Annotated in this window: 17 protein-coding genes, 1 pseudogene and 1 riboswitch; of the genes and pseudogenes, 13 read left to right on the forward strand and 5 right to left on the reverse strand. The window is 66.6% G+C overall.

Annotated elements, in window-relative coordinates; genetic code table 11:
* Positions 1 to 54: 54 nt before the first annotated feature.
* Genes HWX36_RS29600 through HWX36_RS29610 form a run of 3 tightly spaced genes read right to left on the reverse strand, consistent with a single transcriptional unit; the run spans position 55 to position 1,767 of the window.
* Positions 55 to 924 carry a hypothetical protein gene (locus tag HWX36_RS29600; protein ID WP_175957195.1) on the reverse strand — a complete coding sequence of 290 codons (870 nt, stop codon included), beginning with the start codon at positions 922 to 924 and terminating at the stop codon, positions 55 to 57.
* Between the two features lie 47 nt (positions 925 to 971).
* On the reverse strand, positions 972 to 1,340 hold the full coding sequence (locus tag HWX36_RS29605; protein WP_175957197.1) for a hypothetical protein: 369 nt from the start codon (positions 1,338 to 1,340) through the stop codon (positions 972 to 974).
* A 31-nt stretch (positions 1,341 to 1,371) separates the two neighbouring features.
* Positions 1,372 to 1,767, reverse strand: coding sequence for a helix-turn-helix domain-containing protein (locus tag HWX36_RS29610; RefSeq protein ID WP_175957199.1), 396 nt, complete (start codon positions 1,765 to 1,767; stop codon positions 1,372 to 1,374).
* 136 nt (positions 1,768 to 1,903) lie between these two features.
* Here HWX36_RS29610 and HWX36_RS29615 point away from each other — a divergent pair, with 136 nt between their 5' ends.
* The 10 genes from HWX36_RS29615 (at position 1,904) to arsH (ending at position 12,271) form a co-directional block, all read left to right on the forward strand.
* Positions 1,904 to 2,536: a glutathione S-transferase C-terminal domain-containing protein gene (locus HWX36_RS29615; RefSeq protein WP_175957201.1), complete on the forward strand. Its 633-nt coding sequence runs from the start codon at positions 1,904 to 1,906 to the stop codon at positions 2,534 to 2,536.
* Positions 2,537 to 2,629: 93 nt separating this feature from the next.
* Positions 2,630 to 3,016, forward strand: a complete 387-nt coding sequence (locus HWX36_RS29620; RefSeq protein ID WP_175957204.1) for a hypothetical protein — start codon at positions 2,630 to 2,632, stop codon at positions 3,014 to 3,016.
* A gap of 92 nt (positions 3,017 to 3,108) precedes the next feature.
* The gene (locus HWX36_RS29625) at positions 3,109 to 4,401 is read left to right on the forward strand and encodes a TolC family protein (RefSeq protein WP_175957206.1); all 1,293 of its coding nucleotides are present in this window, start codon (positions 3,109 to 3,111) and stop codon (positions 4,399 to 4,401) included.
* Between the two features lie 11 nt (positions 4,402 to 4,412).
* Entirely contained in the window at positions 4,413 to 5,948 is a 1,536-nt protein-coding gene (locus HWX36_RS29630; protein ID WP_175957208.1) for an efflux RND transporter periplasmic adaptor subunit, read from the forward strand.
* A complete protein-coding gene (locus HWX36_RS29635; protein ID WP_175957210.1) occupies positions 5,945 to 9,151 on the forward strand; it encodes an efflux RND transporter permease subunit in 3,207 nt (1,068 codons plus the stop codon). Before HWX36_RS29630 ends, HWX36_RS29635 begins: the two co-directional genes overlap by 4 nt.
* A 50-nt stretch (positions 9,152 to 9,201) precedes the next feature.
* Complete coding sequence (locus HWX36_RS29640; RefSeq protein ID WP_244136563.1) at positions 9,202 to 9,519, forward strand: copper-binding protein; 318 nt, start codon at positions 9,202 to 9,204, stop codon at positions 9,517 to 9,519.
* Positions 9,520 to 9,713: 194 nt separating this feature from the next.
* Complete coding sequence (locus HWX36_RS29645; protein WP_175957214.1) at positions 9,714 to 10,046, forward strand: metalloregulator ArsR/SmtB family transcription factor; 333 nt, start codon at positions 9,714 to 9,716, stop codon at positions 10,044 to 10,046.
* A complete protein-coding gene (arsB, locus tag HWX36_RS29650; protein WP_175957216.1) occupies positions 10,043 to 11,113 on the forward strand; it encodes an ACR3 family arsenite efflux transporter in 1,071 nt (356 codons plus the stop codon). Before HWX36_RS29645 ends, arsB begins: the two co-directional genes overlap by 4 nt.
* 20 nt (positions 11,114 to 11,133) lie before the next feature.
* The gene (gene arsC / locus HWX36_RS29655) at positions 11,134 to 11,556 is read left to right on the forward strand and encodes an arsenate reductase (glutaredoxin) (RefSeq protein ID WP_175957218.1); all 423 of its coding nucleotides are present in this window, start codon (positions 11,134 to 11,136) and stop codon (positions 11,554 to 11,556) included.
* Entirely contained in the window at positions 11,534 to 12,271 is a 738-nt protein-coding gene (gene arsH, locus HWX36_RS29660) for an arsenical resistance protein ArsH (RefSeq protein ID WP_175957219.1), read from the forward strand. The genes arsC and arsH overlap by 23 nt, the downstream gene beginning before the upstream one ends.
* An 81-nt stretch (positions 12,272 to 12,352) precedes the next feature.
* On the opposite strand, the gene HWX36_RS29665 is transcribed toward arsH, so the two are convergent.
* Positions 12,353 to 13,363, reverse strand: a complete 1,011-nt coding sequence (locus tag HWX36_RS29665; protein WP_175957221.1) for a sodium:calcium antiporter — start codon at positions 13,361 to 13,363, stop codon at positions 12,353 to 12,355.
* Positions 13,364 to 13,444: 81 nt separating this feature from the next.
* Positions 13,445 to 13,612: riboswitch (yybP-ykoY riboswitch) on the reverse strand.
* Between the two features lie 195 nt (positions 13,613 to 13,807).
* On the opposite strand from HWX36_RS29665, the pseudogene HWX36_RS37420 reads away from it, so the two are divergent.
* Both HWX36_RS37420 and HWX36_RS29670 read left to right on the forward strand, forming a co-directional pair.
* Positions 13,808 to 13,975, forward strand: a pseudogene (locus HWX36_RS37420) (copper resistance protein CopD); the annotation flags it as partial.
* A 218-nt stretch (positions 13,976 to 14,193) separates the two neighbouring features.
* A complete protein-coding gene (locus HWX36_RS29670; RefSeq protein WP_175957223.1) occupies positions 14,194 to 16,008 on the forward strand; it encodes an ExeM/NucH family extracellular endonuclease in 1,815 nt (604 codons plus the stop codon).
* On the opposite strand, the gene HWX36_RS29675 is transcribed toward HWX36_RS29670, so the two are convergent.
* The gene (locus HWX36_RS29675; protein WP_175957225.1) at positions 15,960 to 16,400 is read right to left on the reverse strand and encodes a hypothetical protein; all 441 of its coding nucleotides are present in this window, start codon (positions 16,398 to 16,400) and stop codon (positions 15,960 to 15,962) included. The genes HWX36_RS29670 and HWX36_RS29675 overlap by 49 nt on opposite strands.
* A gap of 320 nt (positions 16,401 to 16,720) precedes the next feature.
* Between HWX36_RS29675 and HWX36_RS29680 the strand changes: the two genes are divergently transcribed.
* Positions 16,721 to 18,565, forward strand: coding sequence for a peptidase S10 (locus HWX36_RS29680; protein WP_175957227.1), 1,845 nt, complete (start codon positions 16,721 to 16,723; stop codon positions 18,563 to 18,565).
* Positions 18,566 to 18,650: the final 85 nt, after the last annotated feature.

Raw genomic sequence — 18,650 nt, forward strand, 5'->3', positions numbered from 1 at the left:
GGACGTGAGGCGCTCAATATGCGGGAAAGAGCGGCGATCGAGTCGCCGCGTGCGTCAGTGGCCCATCGCCTCCTTCGCGCTGACCCAGCCCTGCACCGCACCGGCGTGCGGATTGCGATACCGCACCTTCAGCCACTGGAAATCGGCGCTCGCGTCGATCAGCTCGACCGTGTCGCCTGCGACGACGTAGCGGCGCGTGGGCGCGTCGTTCATCGCATCGTGCAGCGGCAGGCGCGCCGGGCGCACCTTGAACGTGACCGTGCCGCCGCCGTACGCGTCGGGGCGGCGCGATACGCGCTTGCCTTGCGCGTCGTAGGTCAGCAGCATCGACGACGGGCCTGAATCGCCGTCGAGCAGGTCGCGCAGGTCGTCCGGGATCGCTTCGCTGGACTGGTACAGGTACATCCTGCCGCCGGCATCGAAGCGGTACGCGTCGGTGTACCAGATCGGGCCGCCGCGGCACGAGCTGTACAGTGTGTGCGTTTTCGGCTTCGCGACCACGTTGACGAGGTCGTCGCAGTTGCCATGCGGCAGGTTGCCCGCCGGCATGCGCAGCGGCTCGAACTGCTGGCGCGCGGCGTCGTACAGGTAGATGCCGTAGCTGTCGTTGACCATGCCGAGCGTCGCGTGCGTGGCGAGATCGCGGTAGCCGTCGAAGTTGTAGTCGTCCGACGCGAGGTGATAGTGGCCTTCCTCGTCGGCGGCGGTGACGTCGAGCGTTTGCGTCTTGCCGCTCGGCAGGAAGCGCACGGTGATGTGCTCGCTGTCCGCGCGTTCGACGCGGGCCGTGACGGTGTCGTCGACCTTGAACGTGAGCAGCGGCTTGGCCGCATGCGCGGCGGGTGCGATCGATGCGAAGGCTACGAGCAGCAGCGCGGTCGCGGCAAGGCGGGGAAGCGGGCGAAATCGCGAGGTGCGCATCATGGGCGAACGTAGGAGCGAGGGTCGAGGATGAGCGGGCTGACGACTGCCTAACCGCGCGTGCTGTCGTCCTGAAACCCGTTCTTGCCGACGAAGATCTCCTTCAGCGCGGCGCGCAGCGTGACCGGATCGTATTGACCGGGCGCGAGATGGATCACGTAGCGCGTCTGGCCGTCGAGACGCGCGGCGAGGGCGGGTTCGATCTCGACCTCGATCGTGTCGTCCGTCAGGCGCACCGACAGATCCTTGACGCGCACGTTGATCTGGTCGCGCACCATCACTTCGATCAGCGCGTCGTCAGGAAAGCGCAACAGCGAGAAGCAATAGTTCTGCTCGGCGTCGTGACAGTAGATGTTGGCGAAGCTTTCGTCGTCGTCGAGATCAGACGTTGCCGCACCGATCGTGGCGTGAAGTTCCATGAATGTGGGTTCCTGCGTAAGGGGGTAACGGTTATCGGGTTGATGGGAGGGCCGCTTCGATCGCGGCTTCCGTACCAGGAGGCGTCACGCCGGTGTCGCACGACGCATCGGCGTCGCGCGCCTTCAGCCACAGCCCGAATTCGCGCATGACCTCGACCACCGGCCGCAGCCGGTCGCCGTCGGCGGTCAGATCGTACTCGACGCGCACCGGCACTTCCGGATAGACGGTCCGCCGCACGAGCCCGGCGTCTTCGAGGGCGCGCAGGTCGAGCGTCAGCATCCGTTGCGAGATGCCGGGCATGTCTCGCCGCAGGTCGCTGAAGCGCCGCGGCCCGTCGAGCAGATACGACACCAGCAGCAGCCGCCAGCGGCCGCCGAGCAGGCGCATCGCTTCTTCAACGGAACATCCTGTCGCACTCGTTTTCATCGTGCCCAATCCTGGTCGGTAAATTTTTTGTGACTACGGCACAAACGACTGCCGTCTTCCCAGCCCTGCGCCGATGCGAGATATTAGCGCCCGCGTCGCGGCGAATCGATACATGGACAACCCACGAAGGACACGCATGAAGCTCTATCACGCTCCCGGAAGCTGCTCCCAGGCCATCTGCATCGTGCTGCGCGAAGGCGGCATCGAGGCCGAGATCGTCAAGGTCGACGCGCGCAAGCATGTCATTGAAGACGGGCGCAATTACTACGATGTGACCGAACTCGGCTACGTGCCGCTGCTCGAACTCGACGACGGCACGCTGCTGCGCGAAGGGCCGGTGATCGCGCAGTATCTCGCGGATCGGTGCCCGCCCGCCGCGCTCGCGCCCGCCTACGGCACGCTCGGCCGTTATCGGCTGATGGAGTGGCTGAACTTTCTCACGGCGGAAATCCACAAGGGTTTCATTCCGCTGCTGTACGCGGTGCAGGCGGGGCAATACGTCGACCCGGCGAGAGCGAAGCTCGACAGCCGTTTCGCTTGGATCGACCGTCAGCTCGACGGCAACGCGTTCCTGACCGGCGACACGTTCACGGTCGCCGATGCGTACCTGTTCGCGCTGACGGGGTGGGGCAAGGCCGAATGGATGCGGTCGGTGTACCACGCGGATATCGACCTCACCCGGTATACGCATCTGCGTGCGTGGTACGAGCGGGTGCGGGCGCGGCCCGCGGTGCAGGCGGTACTGGAAGCCGACGGGCTCGCGCGGTAGCGTGTTACGGCGGCGGTGACACCGGTGGCGGCCCGCCGTTTCGCCGTATCGACGCGCCGCCACACAGCACAACCCCGCGCTATAATCCCCGCCATGAAATTCCTCCGGACCATCATCCTGCTGCTGCTCTGCGCGGTGCTGCCCATCAGCGGGCTGGCAGCCAGCGGCCTGGCCGGGGAATGTCCGATGATGCAGCAGGGCATGTCGGTGGACATGAACGCTGGCATGTCCGGCATGTCCGCCGACATGCCGGGCTGCGATTCGATGAAGTCGTCGCCCACCGGCAAGTCTCACGCGAAGGCGAAGGGCATGTCCTGCAAGCTGACGGCGCAATGCCAGTTCGGCAGTCTCTATCATCCGGCCGCTCGCGCCGACGTCAGTCGCCCCGCTGCATACGCCCGTACCGTCGCGTTCCACTACGCGCAAATTCTCCCGGTCCGCGATCCGAACGGATTGTGGCGCCCTCCACGCATCAGCTGATCCCGATCCGATAGGTTCGCCGCATTCGCGGTGAGGTTCGTCCTGTATCAGGACGTGGAATCCCTATGGGGTTCCGCCGTTGGGGTTAAACCATGTCATTCCATCTCGGCACGCCGCCTGCGCGGCGTGCGCGTCGGCGCGCGCCCATGCTTTGGGCGGCGCTGCTGGTTGCGGGCGCCGTTCACGCGCAGCAACCGTCTTTCACGCTGGACGCCGCGCTGCAGTCCGCCACCGATCATTCGGCCTCGATGCAGGCCGCCCAGGCGTCGGTGCGCGCCCGCTCGGAGTCGGCCGTGAAGGCCGGCCAGTTGCCCGACCCGATGCTCAAGGCGGGCATCGACAACCTGCCGGTCAATGGCGGCCAGCGCTTCACCATCGGCCAGGACTTCATGACGATGCGCCGCATCGGCATCGAGCAGGAGTGGGTGTCCGGCGACAAGCGGCGCCTGCGCTCGGCGCTCGCCAACGAGCAGGTCGGGCGCGAGCGCGCGGGCTATCTCGCGCAGCTCGCGAGCGTGCGCCAGCAAACCGCGACGGCGTGGCTGAACGCCGTCTACGCGAAGCAGGCGCTCGCGCTGCAGCAGGCGTTGCTCGATCACATGAACCATGAGCTCGAGGCGACGAAGGCGTCGTATCGCGGCGCGAAGGCCAGTGCGGCCGATGTCGTCCAGGCGCGGGCCATGCTCGCGCAGACGCAGGATCAACGGCTGAAAGCGCAGCAGGTCTACCAGACCGCGCTCATCGCACTGTCGCGCTGGACCGCCGTGCCGGCCGACGATGTCGCCGGCACGCCGCCCGCGCCGGAATCGTTCGTATCGTCGCTGCCGCCGGACGAACTGCGCCTGTCGCAACCGGCGCTCATCACGGCCGCCGACGATATCGCGGTTGCCGAAGCGGATACCGCCGTCGCGAACAGCGAACGCAGCCCGAACTGGACGTGGGAAGTCGCGTACCAGCAGCGCGGCGGCGCGTATTCGAACATGGTGTCGATCGGCGTCACGATTCCGCTGCCGCTCAATCGCAAGAACCGCCAGGACCGCGACGTCGCCGAAAAGGCCGCGCTCGCGACGAAGGCCCGCCTGATGTACGAGGACACGCTGCGCCAGGTGCAGGCCGATATCCGCATGCAGTCCGCGACGCTCGCGAGCGGTCGCGCGCGCATCGCGAATCTCGGCGACGCATTGCTGCCCGCCGCCGATCAGCGCGTGCAACTGGCGGACGCGGCCTACCGTGCGGGCACCGGCTCGCTCGCGGATACCTTCGCCGCGCGCCGCGCGCAACTGGATGCGCAACTGCAGGTGCTCGATCTCCGGCGCGAGGTCTCGCAGACCTGGGCGCAGCTCGAATACCAGGTCGTGCCGTCGACGCTGGCCGCGGCGCAATAAAGGAGAACGACATGACGAAGCAAATATGGGCCCGCGCGGCCGTGCTGGCGTTCGCCGGTGCCGCGCTGCTCGGCGCGGGTTATTTCGTGGGCGCACGCCACGCGGCGACGTCCGCGGCGGCAACCGACATCGCCGCATCGCCCTCGCCCGGCAACGCCGATCCGAAAAGCGGCCGCAAGGTGCTGTACTGGCACGACCCGATGGTGCCGAACCAGCACTTCGACAAACCGGGCAAATCGCCGTTCATGGACATGCCATTGCAACCCGTCTATGCGGACGAAGGCGGCGGTTCGTCAGGCATCCGGATCGATCCGGGCCTGCAGCAGAACCTCGGCATCCGCTATGCGACCGTGCGCCGCCGGCAGACGGCGGCCGGCTTCGATGCGGTGGGCACCACGCAGTTCGACGAGTCGCGCGCGGATGTCGTCCAGTCGCGTGTCACCGGCTACATCGACCGTCTCTATGCGCGCGCGCCGATGCAGCGCATCGTGAAGGGCGCGCCGATCGCGTCGCTGTTCGTGCCGGACTGGCTCGCGCCGCAGGAGGAATACCTCGCGCTCAAGCGCGGCGGGATGGACGGCAGCCTGCTCGATGCCGCGCGCGCACGGATGCGGGCGCTGTCGATTCCGGACGGCATGATCGCGAGCCTCGATCGCACCGGTCGCGCGCAGACGCATGTCGTGCTGACGGCGCCGGAAACCGGCGTCGTCAGCGAGCTGAACGTGCGCGACGGCGCGATGGTCGCGCCCGGTCAGACGCTCGCGAAGATCGCCGGGCTGTCGACGCTGTGGCTCATCGTCGAGGTGCCGGAAGCGCTTGCGCTGGACGTGCAGCCGGGGATGGCGGTCGACGCGACGTTCGCCGGCGACCCGGCGCAGCATGTCACCGGACGCATCCGCGAAGTGCTGCCCGGCATCAGCACGAGCAGCCGCACGCTGCAGGCACGCGTCGAGATCGACAACGCCGCGTTGAAGCTCACGCCCGGCATGCTGATGCGCGTGCGGGTCGCCGCGCGGCAGACCGTGTCGCGCCTGCTCGTGCCGTCCGAAGCGGTGATCGCGACGGGCAAGCGCTCGATCGTCATCGTGAAGAATCGAGATGGCCGGCTTCAGCCCGTGACGGTGACGCCGGGTAACGACGTCGGCAGCGACACCGAAGTGCTCGGCGGGCTGAACGAAGGCGACACGGTCGTTGCGTCGGGGCAGTTCCTGATCGATTCCGAGGCGAGCCTGAAAAGCGTGCTACCGCGGCTGCAAAGCGGCGCCGGCGCGAGCGCGGCGGGGGCGACGTCCGCGTCGGCGCCGACAGCGGCGGCACCCGCCTACGAGACCACCGGCAAGGTCGAACAGGTCACGGCCGACGACATCACGTTCTCGCATCAACCCGTTCCGGCGCTCGGCTGGGGGGCAATGACGATGACGTTCGGCAAACCGTCGGCCACCGCGTTCCCGGACGTGAAGCCGGGCCAGACGGTGCGCTTCGCGTTCACGCAGGGCGACGACGGCTATCGGCTGACGAAGGTCGAACCGCAGGGAGGCGAACGATGATCGCGCGCATCATTCGCTGGTCCGTCCACAACCGCTTCCTCGTGCTGCTCGCCACCGTGCTGATCGCCGCTTGGGGCGTCCACTCGCTCGGGCAGACGCCGCTCGATGCGTTGCCCGACCTGTCGGATACGCAGGTGATCGTGAAGGCGTCGTATCCGGGCAAGGCGCCGCAGATCGTCGAGGATCAGGTGACCTATCCGTTGACGACCACGCTGCTCGGGGTGCCCGGCGCGAAAACCGTCCGCGCGTATTCGTCGTTCGGCGACGCGTTCGTCTACGTGCTGTTCGACGACCGCACCGATCCGTACTGGGCGCGTTCGCGCGTGCTCGAATACCTGAGCCAGGTGCAGAGCCGGCTGCCCGCCGGCGCGACGGTGTCGCTCGGGCCGGATGCGACCGGCGTCGGCTGGGTGTACGAGTACGCGCTCGTCGATCGCACCGGTCGTCACGATCTTGGGCAACTGCGCGCGCTCAACGACTGGTTCCTGAAGTTCGAGCTGAAGGCGGTGCCCGATGTGTCGGAAGTCGCGAGCATCGGCGGCATGGTGCAGCAGTACCAGGTCGTGCTCGATCCGGACAAGCTGCGCGCGTACGGCATCACGCAGGCGGAAGTCGCCAGTGCGCTCGGCAACGCGAACCAGGCGTCCGGCGGCTCGGTCGTCGAGCTGGCCGAGTCGGAGTACATGGTGCGCTCGACCGGCTACCTGCGCACGCTCGACGACTTCCGGAACGTGGTGCTGCGCACGAACGACGCCGGCACGCCGGTGCTGCTCGGCGACGTCGCGCGTATCCAGGTCGGCCCGGCGATGCGGCGCGGGATCGCGGAGCTGAACGGGCAGGGCGAGGTGACGGGCGGCGTCGTCGTGATGCGCTCGGGCAAGAACGCGCTGACCACGATCGATGCGGTCAAGGCGAAGCTGGCCGACCTGAAGCGTTCGCTGCCGCCCGGCGTCGAGATCGTCACGACCTACGATCGCTCGCAATTGATCGAGCGCGCGGTGGGCAACCTGAAGGACAAGCTGATCGAGGAGTTCGTGATCGTCGGGATCGTCTGCGCGGTGTTCCTGTTTCATCTGCGCAGCGCGTTCGTCGCGATTCTGTCGCTGCCGCTCGGCGTGCTGGCCGCGTTCATCGTGATGCGCTACCAGGGCGTGAACGCGAACCTGATGTCGCTCGGCGGGATCGCGATCGCGATCGGCGCGATGATCGACGCGGCGATCGTGATGATCGAGAACGCGCACAAGAATCTCGAGGCGTACGACCACGCGCATCCCGGCGAACCGATCACGGCCGCGCGACGCTGGGAACTCGTCGCGACGTCGGCCGCGGAGGTCGGGCCCGCGCTGTTCTTCTCGCTGCTGATCATCACGCTGTCGTTCATCCCGGTGTTTTCGCTGGAAGGGCAGGAGGGCAAGCTGTTCGCGCCGCTGGCGTTCACCAAGACCTACACGATCGCCGCCGCCGCCGGCCTGTCGGTGACGCTGGTGCCGGTGCTGATGGGTTATCTCGTGCGCGGCCGCATTCCGCACGAGCACGCGAATCCGATCAACCGCGTGCTGATCCGTGCATACCGGCCGCTGCTCGAAGCGACGCTCAGGCGCCCGTGGGCCGCGATCGGCGTCGCGGTCGTCGCGCTCGTGCTGACGGCCGTGCCGTTGTCGCGGCTCGGCGGCGAATTCATGCCGCCGCTCGACGAAGGCGATCTGCTGTACATGCCGACCGCGCTGCCCGGCATCTCGGCCGACCAGGCGAGCACGCTGCTGCAGCAGACCGACCGGCTGATCAAGACCGTGCCCGAGGTCGATACGGTGTTCGGCAAATCGGGCCGCGCCGATACCGCGACCGATCCCGCACCGCTCGAGATGTTCGAGACGACGATCCGCTTCAAGCCACGCAGCGCATGGCGGCCCGGGATGACGCCGGAGAAGCTCGTCGACGAACTCGATCGCACGGTGAAGGTGCCGGGGCTGTCGAACGTGTGGGTGCCGCCGATCCGCAACCGGCTCGACATGCTGTCCACCGGCATCAAGACGCCGGTCGGCGTGAAGATTTCCGGGCCGGACCTGGCCGGGATCGACGCGATCGCGAAGCAGGTCGAGGCCGCGGTGAAGCCCGTGCCGGGCGTAACGTCCGCGCTCGCCGAACGGCTGAACGGCGGCCGCTACATCGACGTCGACATCGACCGCCTCGCCGCCGCGCGCTACGGGCTGTCGGTGGCCGACATCCAGTCGGTCGTGTCGTCGGCGGTCGGCGGCGAGGATGTCGGCGAAGTGATCGCGGGGCGCGAGCGCTTCCCGATCAACCTCCGCTACCCGCGCGAGGTGCGCGATTCGGTCGAGAACCTGCGGCAACTGCCGGTCGTCACCGCGCGCGGCGCGCAGATCCGCCTGGGCGACGTCGCGCGCATCGCGATCGCCGACGGCCCGCCGATGATCCGCAGCGAGAACGCGCGATTGTCCGGCTACGTGTACGTCGACATCCGCGGCACCGATCTGCAGAGCGCCGTGCGCGCGATGCGGCAGGCCGTTGCGCAACGGGTCGCGTTGCCGCCCGGCTATTCGATCGCGTGGTCGGGGCAGTTCGAGTATCTCGAACGCGCGGCGGCCAAGCTGCGGACCGTCGTACCGGTGACGCTCGTGGTGATCTTCGTGCTGCTGTTCCTCACGTTCGGCTCGGCGGCCGATGCGCTGCTGCTGATGTCGATGGTGCCGTTCGCGCTGGTCGGCGGCTTCTGGCTCGTGTGGGCGCTCGGCCACGCGGTGTCCGTCGCGACGTCGGTGGGCTTCATCGCGCTCGCGGGCGTGGCCGCCGAATTCGGCGTCGTGATGCTGCTATACCTGAAGGGCGCGCTGCAGCGCCGGCTGGATGCCGGCGAATCGCTGACCGAGGCGCTGCTGCTCGACGCGATCCGCGAAGGCGCGGTGTTGCGCGTGCGCCCCAAGGCGATGACGGTCGCCGTCGTGCTCGCCGGCCTCGTGCCGATCATGGTCGGGCACGGCGCCGGTTCCGAAGTCATGCAGCGCATCGCCGCGCCGATGGTCGGCGGCATGGTCACGGCGCCGCTGCTGTCGATGTTCGTCATTCCCGCCGCCTGGCTCCTGCTGCAGCGCCGTCGTGCGCGAAGCGCGGGCCGCGCGCGGCATTCCGAAGCTGTTCCTCACGGCACGAACGTGCCATCCATCCCAACCGGAGAATCCCGATGAAGAAGCTGATTACCGTCACCGTTGCCGCTGCCGCCGTTCTTGCTGCCGGCATGGTCGTCACCCCCGCCTTTGCCGCCGGCGACATGGCCGGCATGGACATGTCCGGCATGAAGATGTCGTCGGGCGGCATGGCCGAGTCGAATGCCGCGCTGACCGACGCCGAAGTGAAGAAGGTCGATGCCGCGACCGGTAGGATCACGCTCAAGCACGGCGCGCTCGAGAACGTCGGGATGCCGCCGATGACGATGGCGTTCAAGGCGAAGGACGCGGCGATGCTCGAGCACGCGCACGTGGGCGACCAGGTCAAGGTGCGCATCGAGAAGGTCGACGGCGTGCTGACGATCGTCAAGCTGGTGAAGGCGTCCTGACCTGAGCGCACGCCGGTGCATCGCTTGTCCGCGAGGCGGGCGACTGCACCGGCGCCGCGCGTATCGGGCCGGAAGTGGCTCGGGCGGCTGCGTCTGACGGTGCGCGAAGGGTGCGGGGGCAGCCGTGCACGGGCTCGGCATCAATATTTTAACAATACTTGAAATGTTGAAATGATGACGCTATCCTTCGCGCCATGGACTCCAATCTCGTCGTGCGCGCGTTGGGCGCGCTTGCTCATGAAGCGCGCCTCGCGATCTTTCGCGCGCTGGTCGTGGGCGGCCCCGAAGGGCTGCCGGCCGGCGCGATCGCCCAGAAGATCGGGCTGTCGCCATCGAGTCTGTCGTTTCATCTGAAGGATTTGTCGCACGCAGATCTCGTCACGGCGCGCCAGGACGGCCGGTTCATCTATTACGCGGCAAATTTCGAATCGATGCGCGGGCTCATCGGGTTCCTGACCGAGAACTGTTGCGCCGGCGCTGCCTGTGACGTACCGGCTGCGCCCGACTGTTGCGGAGGCGGTGCGTGAGCGGCTCGAACATTGCACGGCAGCAAGCCGCGGCGGCCGCGCCCGCCATCGGATTCTTCGAGCGCTGCCTGAGCGTCTGGGTGGCGCTGTGTATCGTGCTCGGCATCGCGCTGGGCCAGGCGCTGCCCGCGCTCTTTCAGCACATCGGCCGCATGGAATACGCACAGGTCAACTTGCCCGTCGGGCTGTTGATCTGGGTGATGATCGTGCCGATGCTGGCCAAGGTCGACTTCGGTGCATTGCATGAGGTTCGGCAGCACGTGCGGGGGATCGGCGTCACGCTCGTCGTGAACTGGCTCGTCAAGCCGTTCTCGATGGCGTTGCTCGGCTGGCTGTTCATCCGGCAGCTGTTCGCGCCGATGCTGCCGGCCGACCAGATCGACAGCTATATCGCCGGCCTGATCCTGCTGGCCGCCGCGCCGTGCACGGCGATGGTGTTCGTGTGGAGCCGGCTGACGGGCGGCGATCCGCTGTTCACGCTGTCGCAGGTCGCGCTGAACGACAGCATCATGGTGATCGCTTTCGCGCCGCTGGTCGGCCTGTTGCTGGGGATGTCCGCCATCACGGTGCCGTGGGCGACGCTGCTCACGTCGGTCGTGCTCTACATCGTCATCCCGGTGATCGTCGCGCAAGGGTGGCGCAGGCTGTTGCTCGCGAAGGGGCCGGCGGCGTTCGACCGCGCGATGGCGAAGGTCGGCCCGTGGTCCATTGCCGCGCTGCTGGCCACGCTGGTGCTGCTGTTCGCGTTCCAGGGCGAGGCGATCCTGAAGCAGCCGCTGGTGATCGCGCTGCTCGCGGTGCCGATCCTGATCCAGGTGTTCTTCAACGCAGCGCTCGCCTACGGGCTCAATCGCCTCGTCGGCGAGCAGCACAGCATCGCGTGCCCGTCGGCGTTGATCGGTGCGTCCAATTTCTTCGAGCTGGCCGTGGCGGCCGCCATCAGCCTGTTCGGTTTCCACTCCGGCGCAGCGCTCGCGACCGTCGTCGGCGTGCTCATCGAAGTGCCGGTCATGCTGCTCGTCGTGCGCGTCGTCAACCGCTCGAAGGGCTGGTACGAGCGCGCGTGAAATCATTAAGGAATCCGGAAATGACCGACATCACGATCTATCACAACCCCGAATGCGGCACGTCGCGCAACACGCTGGCGCTGATCCGCAACACCGGCGTCGAGCCCCGCGTCGTGCTTTATCTCGACACGCCGCCGGGTCACGAGGAACTGCGCGCGCTGATCGCGGCGATGGGCATTCCCGTGCGCGACGTGCTGCGGCGCAAGGGGACCCCTTATGACGCGCTCGATCTCGACAATCCGAAATGGCGTGACGAGGATCTGATCGGCTTCATGGTCGCTCACCCGCTGCTGATCAATCGCCCGATCGTCGTGACGCCGCTCGGCACGCGGCTGTGCCGCCCGTCGGAGCGAGTGCTCGAGATCCTGCCCGATCCGCAGCAAGGGCCGTTTGCGAAGGAGGACGGCGAAATCGTGATCGATGCGGCGGGCCAGCGTGTCTGACTGCCTGAACGACCTGCCGCAACTCGATGCCACGCTCTTTCGTGTGCCGGACGCGAGCCGGCTGCAACCCGTGCAGCCTTCGACGCATCCGCCTCGGATCGTGCTGCTGTACGGGTCGTTGCGCACGCGCTCGTTCAGCCGGCTGCTGGTCGAGGAAGCGGCGCGGCTGCTGACGGCGATGGGCGCCGAAGCCAGGATCTTCAATCCGTCCGGATTGCCGATGCCCGACGATGCGCCCGACAACCACCCGAAAGTGGCGGCGCTGCGCGAACTCGTGCAATGGTCGGAGGGCATGGTGTGGTGCTCCCCCGAGCGTCACGGCGCGATGACCGGCGTGATGAAATCGCAGATCGACTGGATTCCGCTGTCGGTCGGCGCGGTGCGGCCGACGCAGGGCAAGACGCTGGCGGTCATGCAGGTCAGCGGCGGATCGCAGTCGTTCAACGCGGTCAACCAGATGCGCGTGCTCGGGCGCTGGATGCGCATGCTGACCATTCCGAACCAGTCGTCCGTCGCGAAGGCGTTCATGGAATTCGGCGACGACGACCGGATGAAACCGTCCGCGTATTTCGATCGGGTCGTCGACGTCATGGAGGAACTGGTCAAATTCACGCTGCTGACGCGCGACGTCGGCGCGTACCTGACGGACCGGTACAGTGAGCGCAAGGAAAGCGCCGAGCAACTGTCGCGGCGTGTGAACCAGACGCGCATCTGAAGCGCGCGCCGGCGGGCGGCGCGGTGGTGCTTCGTTCGCGCGGGGCAGCGGGATCGCGCGCGGCGGGTCCGTTGAGCAAGATCAGCGCGCCAGCGTCAGGAACAGGTACCCCGCATAACCCGCGCCGTTCGCCAGCAACGCCCAGATCGCGAGGCCGCGCGTGCGCGCATTGAAGCGCAGCCACGCCGCCGCCGCGAGCGTGACGATCACGCCGGTCAGCACTTCGGGGCGTGGCTCCCACGGCGTGAGCATGATGCCGATCGCCGGCAGCAGCGTGCCCTGGAACACCATCGCGCCGGTGATGTTGCCGAACGCGAGCGTGTCCTTATTGCGGCGGATCCACAGCACGCTGTTGACCTTCTCCGGCAGTTCCGTCGCGATCGGCACGATGATCAGCGACAGCAGCAGCGCCGAGACGCCGAGCACGTGCGACACGCCTTCCACGCCGTGAATGAAGCCCTTCGCGCCGCCGACCAGCAGCGCGACGCCGATGAGCAATTGCAGCGCGATCGTCGCGAGGTTGGTCGGCACACCGAGGCGTGACAGGAACATCGTGTGCGGCGCCTCGGTGCCATGCCCGGCATCGACGAGCTGATTCGATGCGCGGAACGTCATCACCACATACATCACGTAGAGGCCGACGAGCATCGCCGCGAGCAGCGCACGCACGGCCCCGTTGTGATGCGGGACGAACATCGCGGCGGTGGCCAGCGAGAACGCGGCGAGAAAGTAGTTCATGTCGCGCACGAATCCCGTGCGTTCGGGCGCGATCGTGCCGCGCAGCCCGCGCGAGCGGATCACGGCGAGCGTCATCAGGAAGGTGGTGAGCGTCGCGAGCATCAGCGGCGCGCCGAGAATCGCGCCGACGCCGATCTCCTCGTTCACGGCCTGGTTCGCCGTGCCGCCGGCGAGCGCGAGCAGCGGCACTATCGTTTCGGGCAACGCGGTGCCGACGGCCGCGAACAGCGAACCGGTGACGCCTTCGGAAATCTTCAGGCGTTCGCCGAGATGTTCGAGCGCATTGGTGAAGACTTCGGCGGCGATGAGAATGACGATCAGCATGAACGCCAGCTCGACGAACATGAAAGTCATGCGACACCTCCGCAGGCAAGGGTGCGGACGGCGGCGAAACGCGGGGGGAAGACGGTGGGGAACATGGGGACTCCGTGGTCGGACGCTGACGAACCATGGCGCATCCACCGACGTCCGACCAGGAACGACGCGATGCGCCCATGGTCTCGCCAAGCCGATCAGGCTGAACGCGCCACGGCCGCAGGCCGAGTGTGTTGACGCGTTCGCTTTCCGGGGACGGAAAGCAGGCTACTCCCCAAAGACGAAGGGCAGTCTAGCCGAGCGAATGGCTTTCGGCAAGCCTTCATCTCGAACAACATTAACGGGTTGGCGGGTACAGGCGCATGCTGAACGACCGAGCGGTCAATGACCTGGCCGATGCATTGTGTCGATCGTCGGGGCGGCGGATGCGGACACAAAAGCGGCCGAAGCGCTGCTTGTCGAAGACGCAATCGAGCGCTCGGCCGCTTCTTCGGGATGCCGAATCTCTTTGCCGTGCTGAAAGATCCGGCCGCCGCGATACCGGTCGGCTCGTTGAAACGGTTCGGCACAGTGTTGCGGGTCGAGACGGTGGTGCTCGGCGGCGTGCTGAGGGTCGCGGCCGTGCTCGTGTCGAACGCGTTGCCGGGCACGGCGTCGCGCGGCGGCGCGACGCTGCGGCAGCGCGGGCACGCGGGGCAATCGTCAAGGGCTCGTCCGTTTTTATTCAGACGATTTCCCCGCTTTTTCAGGCGTAAACGCACGATCGCAGCCCGACATCGTTCATTACGTCAACCTGTTGTTTTTATTACCAACAACTGTCATCGAGCGCCGCTAAGCTTTCGTTACCCTCACAACCGGGATTCCCCGTCATGCGCTCGACAATCCGCCTCATCACTCCGCTATTGCTGCTCCCGGCGCTCGCCGCGCCGGTTTTCGCGGCCACCGCCGCGCCCGTCAGCCCGAACTGCGGCGGCAGCACGACGCCGATCGCCGATATCCAGGGGCCCGGCGCGCCGTCGCCGCTCGCCGGCCAGAATGTGTCGATCGAAGCCGTCGTCACCGCCGATTTCGGCGGCACGGACGGCTTCGGCGGCTTCTTCGTCCAGCAGGCCGACGCGCAGCGCCGCAACCAGCCGGGCGTGTCCGAAGGGCTGTTCGTCTACGCGCCGAAGGTGCGTGCGAAAGCGGGCGACCTCGTGCACGTGACGGGCAAGGTCGAGGAGAAATACGGCCAGACGCAGCTCACGCAGTCGGGCGCGATCGCGGTGTGTGCGAACGGCCAGACGGTCACGCCCGCGACGCTCACGCTGCCGGTCGACAGCCCGAACGCGTTCGCCGCGTATGAAGGCATGCTCGTGCGCCTGCCGCAGACGCTGAACGTCACGGACAACTACGAACTCGGCCGCTACGGCAGCGTGATGCTCAGCAACGGCCGCCTGCGCACGCCGACGAGCGTCGTGCCGCCCGCGCGGGCGCAGACGCAGATCGATGCGAACGCACGCAATCGCCTGATCCTCGACGACGGCTCGAACAAGCAGAACCCCGCCACGGTGCCGTACCCGGCGCCGGGCCTGTCGGCCGCGAACACGCTGCGTGCGGGCTACACGGTGCGCGACATCGAAGGCGTGCTCGAAGTGCGTTACGGCGCATGGCGCGTGCAGCCGCTGCCGGGCGCCGCCGCGCCGGCATTCGAAGCGCGCACGAACCCGCGCACCCCCGCACCGGCGCGCGCTCCGAAATCGAATCTGCGGGTCGCGTCGTTCAATGTCCTGAACTACTTCAACGGCGACGGTCTCGGCGGCGGCTTCGACGATCCGAACAACCGCGGTGCGAAGAACTTCCAGGAATTCCAGCGCCAGGAAGCGAAGATCGTCAGCGCGCTGAAGGCGATCGACGCCGACGTGATCGGCCTGATGGAAATCCAGAACAACGGCTACGGCGAACTGAGCGCGGTGCGCCAGCTCGCGGCGAAGCTCGGCAACCACTGGCGGGTGGTCGATCCGGGCGTGTCGCGCCTCGGCGGCGATGCGATCGCGGTCGCGATGATCTACGACAGCCGCAAGGTCGAACCGGTCGGCCGCGCGGCCACGCTCGCGATCGACGACAAGAACCGCCAGCCGCTCGCGCAGTCGTTCCGGCTGATCCGTGGCAACAAGCAGTCGCTGACGGTCGCGGTCAACCACCTGAAGTCGAAGAACTGCCCGGACGCGACGAACGACGATCTCGACCAGGGCGACGGCCAGGGTTGCTGGAACCCGACGCGCGCGCGCGCGGCGGCGAAGCTGGCCGACTGGCTCGCCGGCAACCCGACGGGCGTCGCGGGGCAGGGCGTGCTGCTGATCGGCGACTTCAACAGCTACACGTACGAAGACCCGATCCGCACGCTCGAATCGCGCGGTTACCGCAACCTCGTCGCGCGCTGGATCGGCGCGCATGCGTACAGCTACGTGTACAACGGCGAAGCCGGCTATCTCGATCACGCGCTCGCGACGTTGCCGCTCGCGTCGCACGTGAAGGCCGTGCACGAATGGCACATCAACGCGGACGAGCCGGTCGCGCTGCAGTACACGCTCGCGTACAAGTCGGCGGAGCAGCAGAAGACGTTCTACGCGCCGGACGCGTATCGTTCGTCGGATCACGATCCGGTGCTGATCGATATCGCGCTGCCGGGCGGCGGGAAGTGACGGTGGATTGAACGCGGGCGGGGCGCGGCGTGCGGCGAGGCTGCACGCCGCGTTTCATCCCGGCCGCACCGGCCGGCCGGATTGCGGGTAAATAATTCCGCCGAGATTTTCATGAATTGGCGAAATCGGTATTTTATGGATGGCGTGATGCGGATAAATGCATCGTTTGAAAAATCGTTGAAGCGACTCGAATCATCGAATGACGGTCCATGCGTGATGTCGAGCCGAATTAATCGATCGCAGATAATAAAAATGAAAGAATAATTCCAGCGATCTGAAGGCTTTAGAGGCGCGATGCCGGCGCCAGTAAAGGATTGCCGGTTGTGCGATAAAAGCCGCGGATTCGGCGGATTATTGCCGATGGAGCGTGCAATGCACGAATATTCCCGCATTCTTTCAATTGCCAGACACTGCCGGCCGTTAGCATCATTGCGGGATTTTTAATATCCGAATGATCTTTGACAACGCGGCGCAGCACCGCCTATTTTTGTGTTGTCGTAAATTTGGGTCATATAAAAGTTGTCCAAACTGCAGGGGGCGTCCGAGCACCATTCTCGCCAGCAGTTTGCTGTGTCTGTATCAAGTTCAGTCTCTTAGAAGTCCAATCCCCAACCGCCGACTACCGACCGGGCAACGCGAGTGGCGGGTCGGCCTGCGCGTTTCGCAGGCGTTGGCGGCCTTTGTGATGCGGTATCCGAACCAAAGGACAGAGATGAAACCAGACAGGAGCTGTACCGGCAGCCGCCGTGGCCGTCACGGCCGGTTGGCCGGGTTAGGTGCATTGACCGTCATGACCTTGGCGCTCGCGGCGTGCGGCGGCGACGATTCGTCGTCGGTCGGTGCGTCGAGCCTCGCGCAGGCCACCGCCAGCCAGCAGGCCAGCGCGCAACAGGCGGCCGGCCAGACGCCGGCCAACCAGCCGTACGTCGACCCGGTCGCGTATTCGATGAACGCGACCGACGGCCTCGCCCCCGGGCAGGTGTCCGAGAAAACGGCCGTCATGCATTACCAGTGGAAAAACGGCGGCACGACCGTCAACTACACGACGACCACCGGCCACCTGACCGCGCAGGACGCGAACGGCAATGCGGAAGCGTCGATGTCGTATGTCGCCTACACCGCGCCGAGCACGAACGGCAAGCCGCGCCCCGTCACGTTCGTCTATAACGGCGGCCCCGGCTCGTCGTCGATCTGGCTGCGACTCGGCTCGTTCGCGCCGACCCGCGTGGCCACGCCCGATCCGCTGTTCGGCAACAACTGGCCGAACTATCCGCTCGTCGACAATGCCGAAAGCCTGATCGACACCACCGACCTCGTGTTCATCGACCCGCCCGGCACCGGGCTGTCGGAAGCCGTGTTGCCGAACACCAACCAGAAGTACTGGGGTTCGGATGCGGACGTGAACATCATGCGCGACTTCATCCAGCGCTACCTGAACGTCAACAGCCGCGGCACGTCGCCGATCTACCTGTACGGCGAATCGTACGGCACGCCGCGTACCGACATGCTCGCGCTGGCGCTCGAATCGGCCGGCGTGCACCTGACGGGCATCGTGCTGCAGTCGTCGATCCTGAACTACTTCGCGGATGCGGTGGAAGCCGTGGCGATCACGCAGTCGACGGAGGGGCTGCTGCTCGAAACCGATACCGTGGCCGGCTACCTGCCGGGCTATGCGGCGGTCGCGGCGTACTTCAACCAGGTTTCCCCGGCGCCGGTGAACCAGGGGTTGTACGCACTGCAGACGGAACTGTTCACGACGCTGATCTACAACCAGCTGCAGAAGTACTCGCAGTCGTGGGTGTTGAGCCAGCTCGGCATTCCGGATGCGCTCGGCACGCCGGTGTTCCCGAGCGATGCGACGCTCAAGCTTTGGTCGATTCCGTCGAGCCTCACGCAACAGGCGCTGCGCGGCTACTTCAACGCGAATCCGTTCGGCACGAGCCTGCTGCCCGGGACGACGATCGGCCGGTATGACGGACGCGTGTCGTTGCCGAACGCCGATCCGCGGCTGCAGAACGACGGCGACCCGTCCGACATCCTGATTTCGCAGCCGTTCACGAACGCGCTCGCGACGCAGATGCCGGATTACCTCGGCTACACCGCGCCGAACGCGACGTACCTGCCGCTGAACGACAACATCATCGAGGTCTGGGACTTCTCGCACGACGGCCAGCCGATGCCCGACACGATCCCCGATCTGCTCGGTGCGCTGCAGCTCAACCCGAAGCTTCGCGTGCTCGCGGAGAATGGCTTCCACGATCTCGCGACGCCGTTCTTCAACACCGAGAAGCAACTCGCGCGGCTGCAGACGGTGAAGGGCCTGAATCCGAAGCTGCAGGTGAACTTCTTCCAGGGCGGCCACATGATCTACCTGGACGACGTCGCCCGGCCGCAGATGAAGCGGGACCTGAAGACGTTCTACAAGGGCGGGCGGATTCCGACGGCGCTGACGCTGCACACGCTGCCGCCGCCGTGGCCGGATGAAAACCCGCCGAGCGTACCGACCGGCAGCGTCCCGGGCGCAACGGCCGCGACGACGCTGGCGGCCGCCCCTTGAGCGACCCTGAGCGACGGACTCCTTGTCAAAGGAACCCTCTATTCATCCATTGAATGCGAGTGATCATGTCCCTAATCAATTTGAT

Source organism: Burkholderia sp. BCC0405 (assembly GCF_902833075.1).
Classification (GTDB): domain Bacteria; phylum Pseudomonadota; class Gammaproteobacteria; order Burkholderiales; family Burkholderiaceae; genus Burkholderia.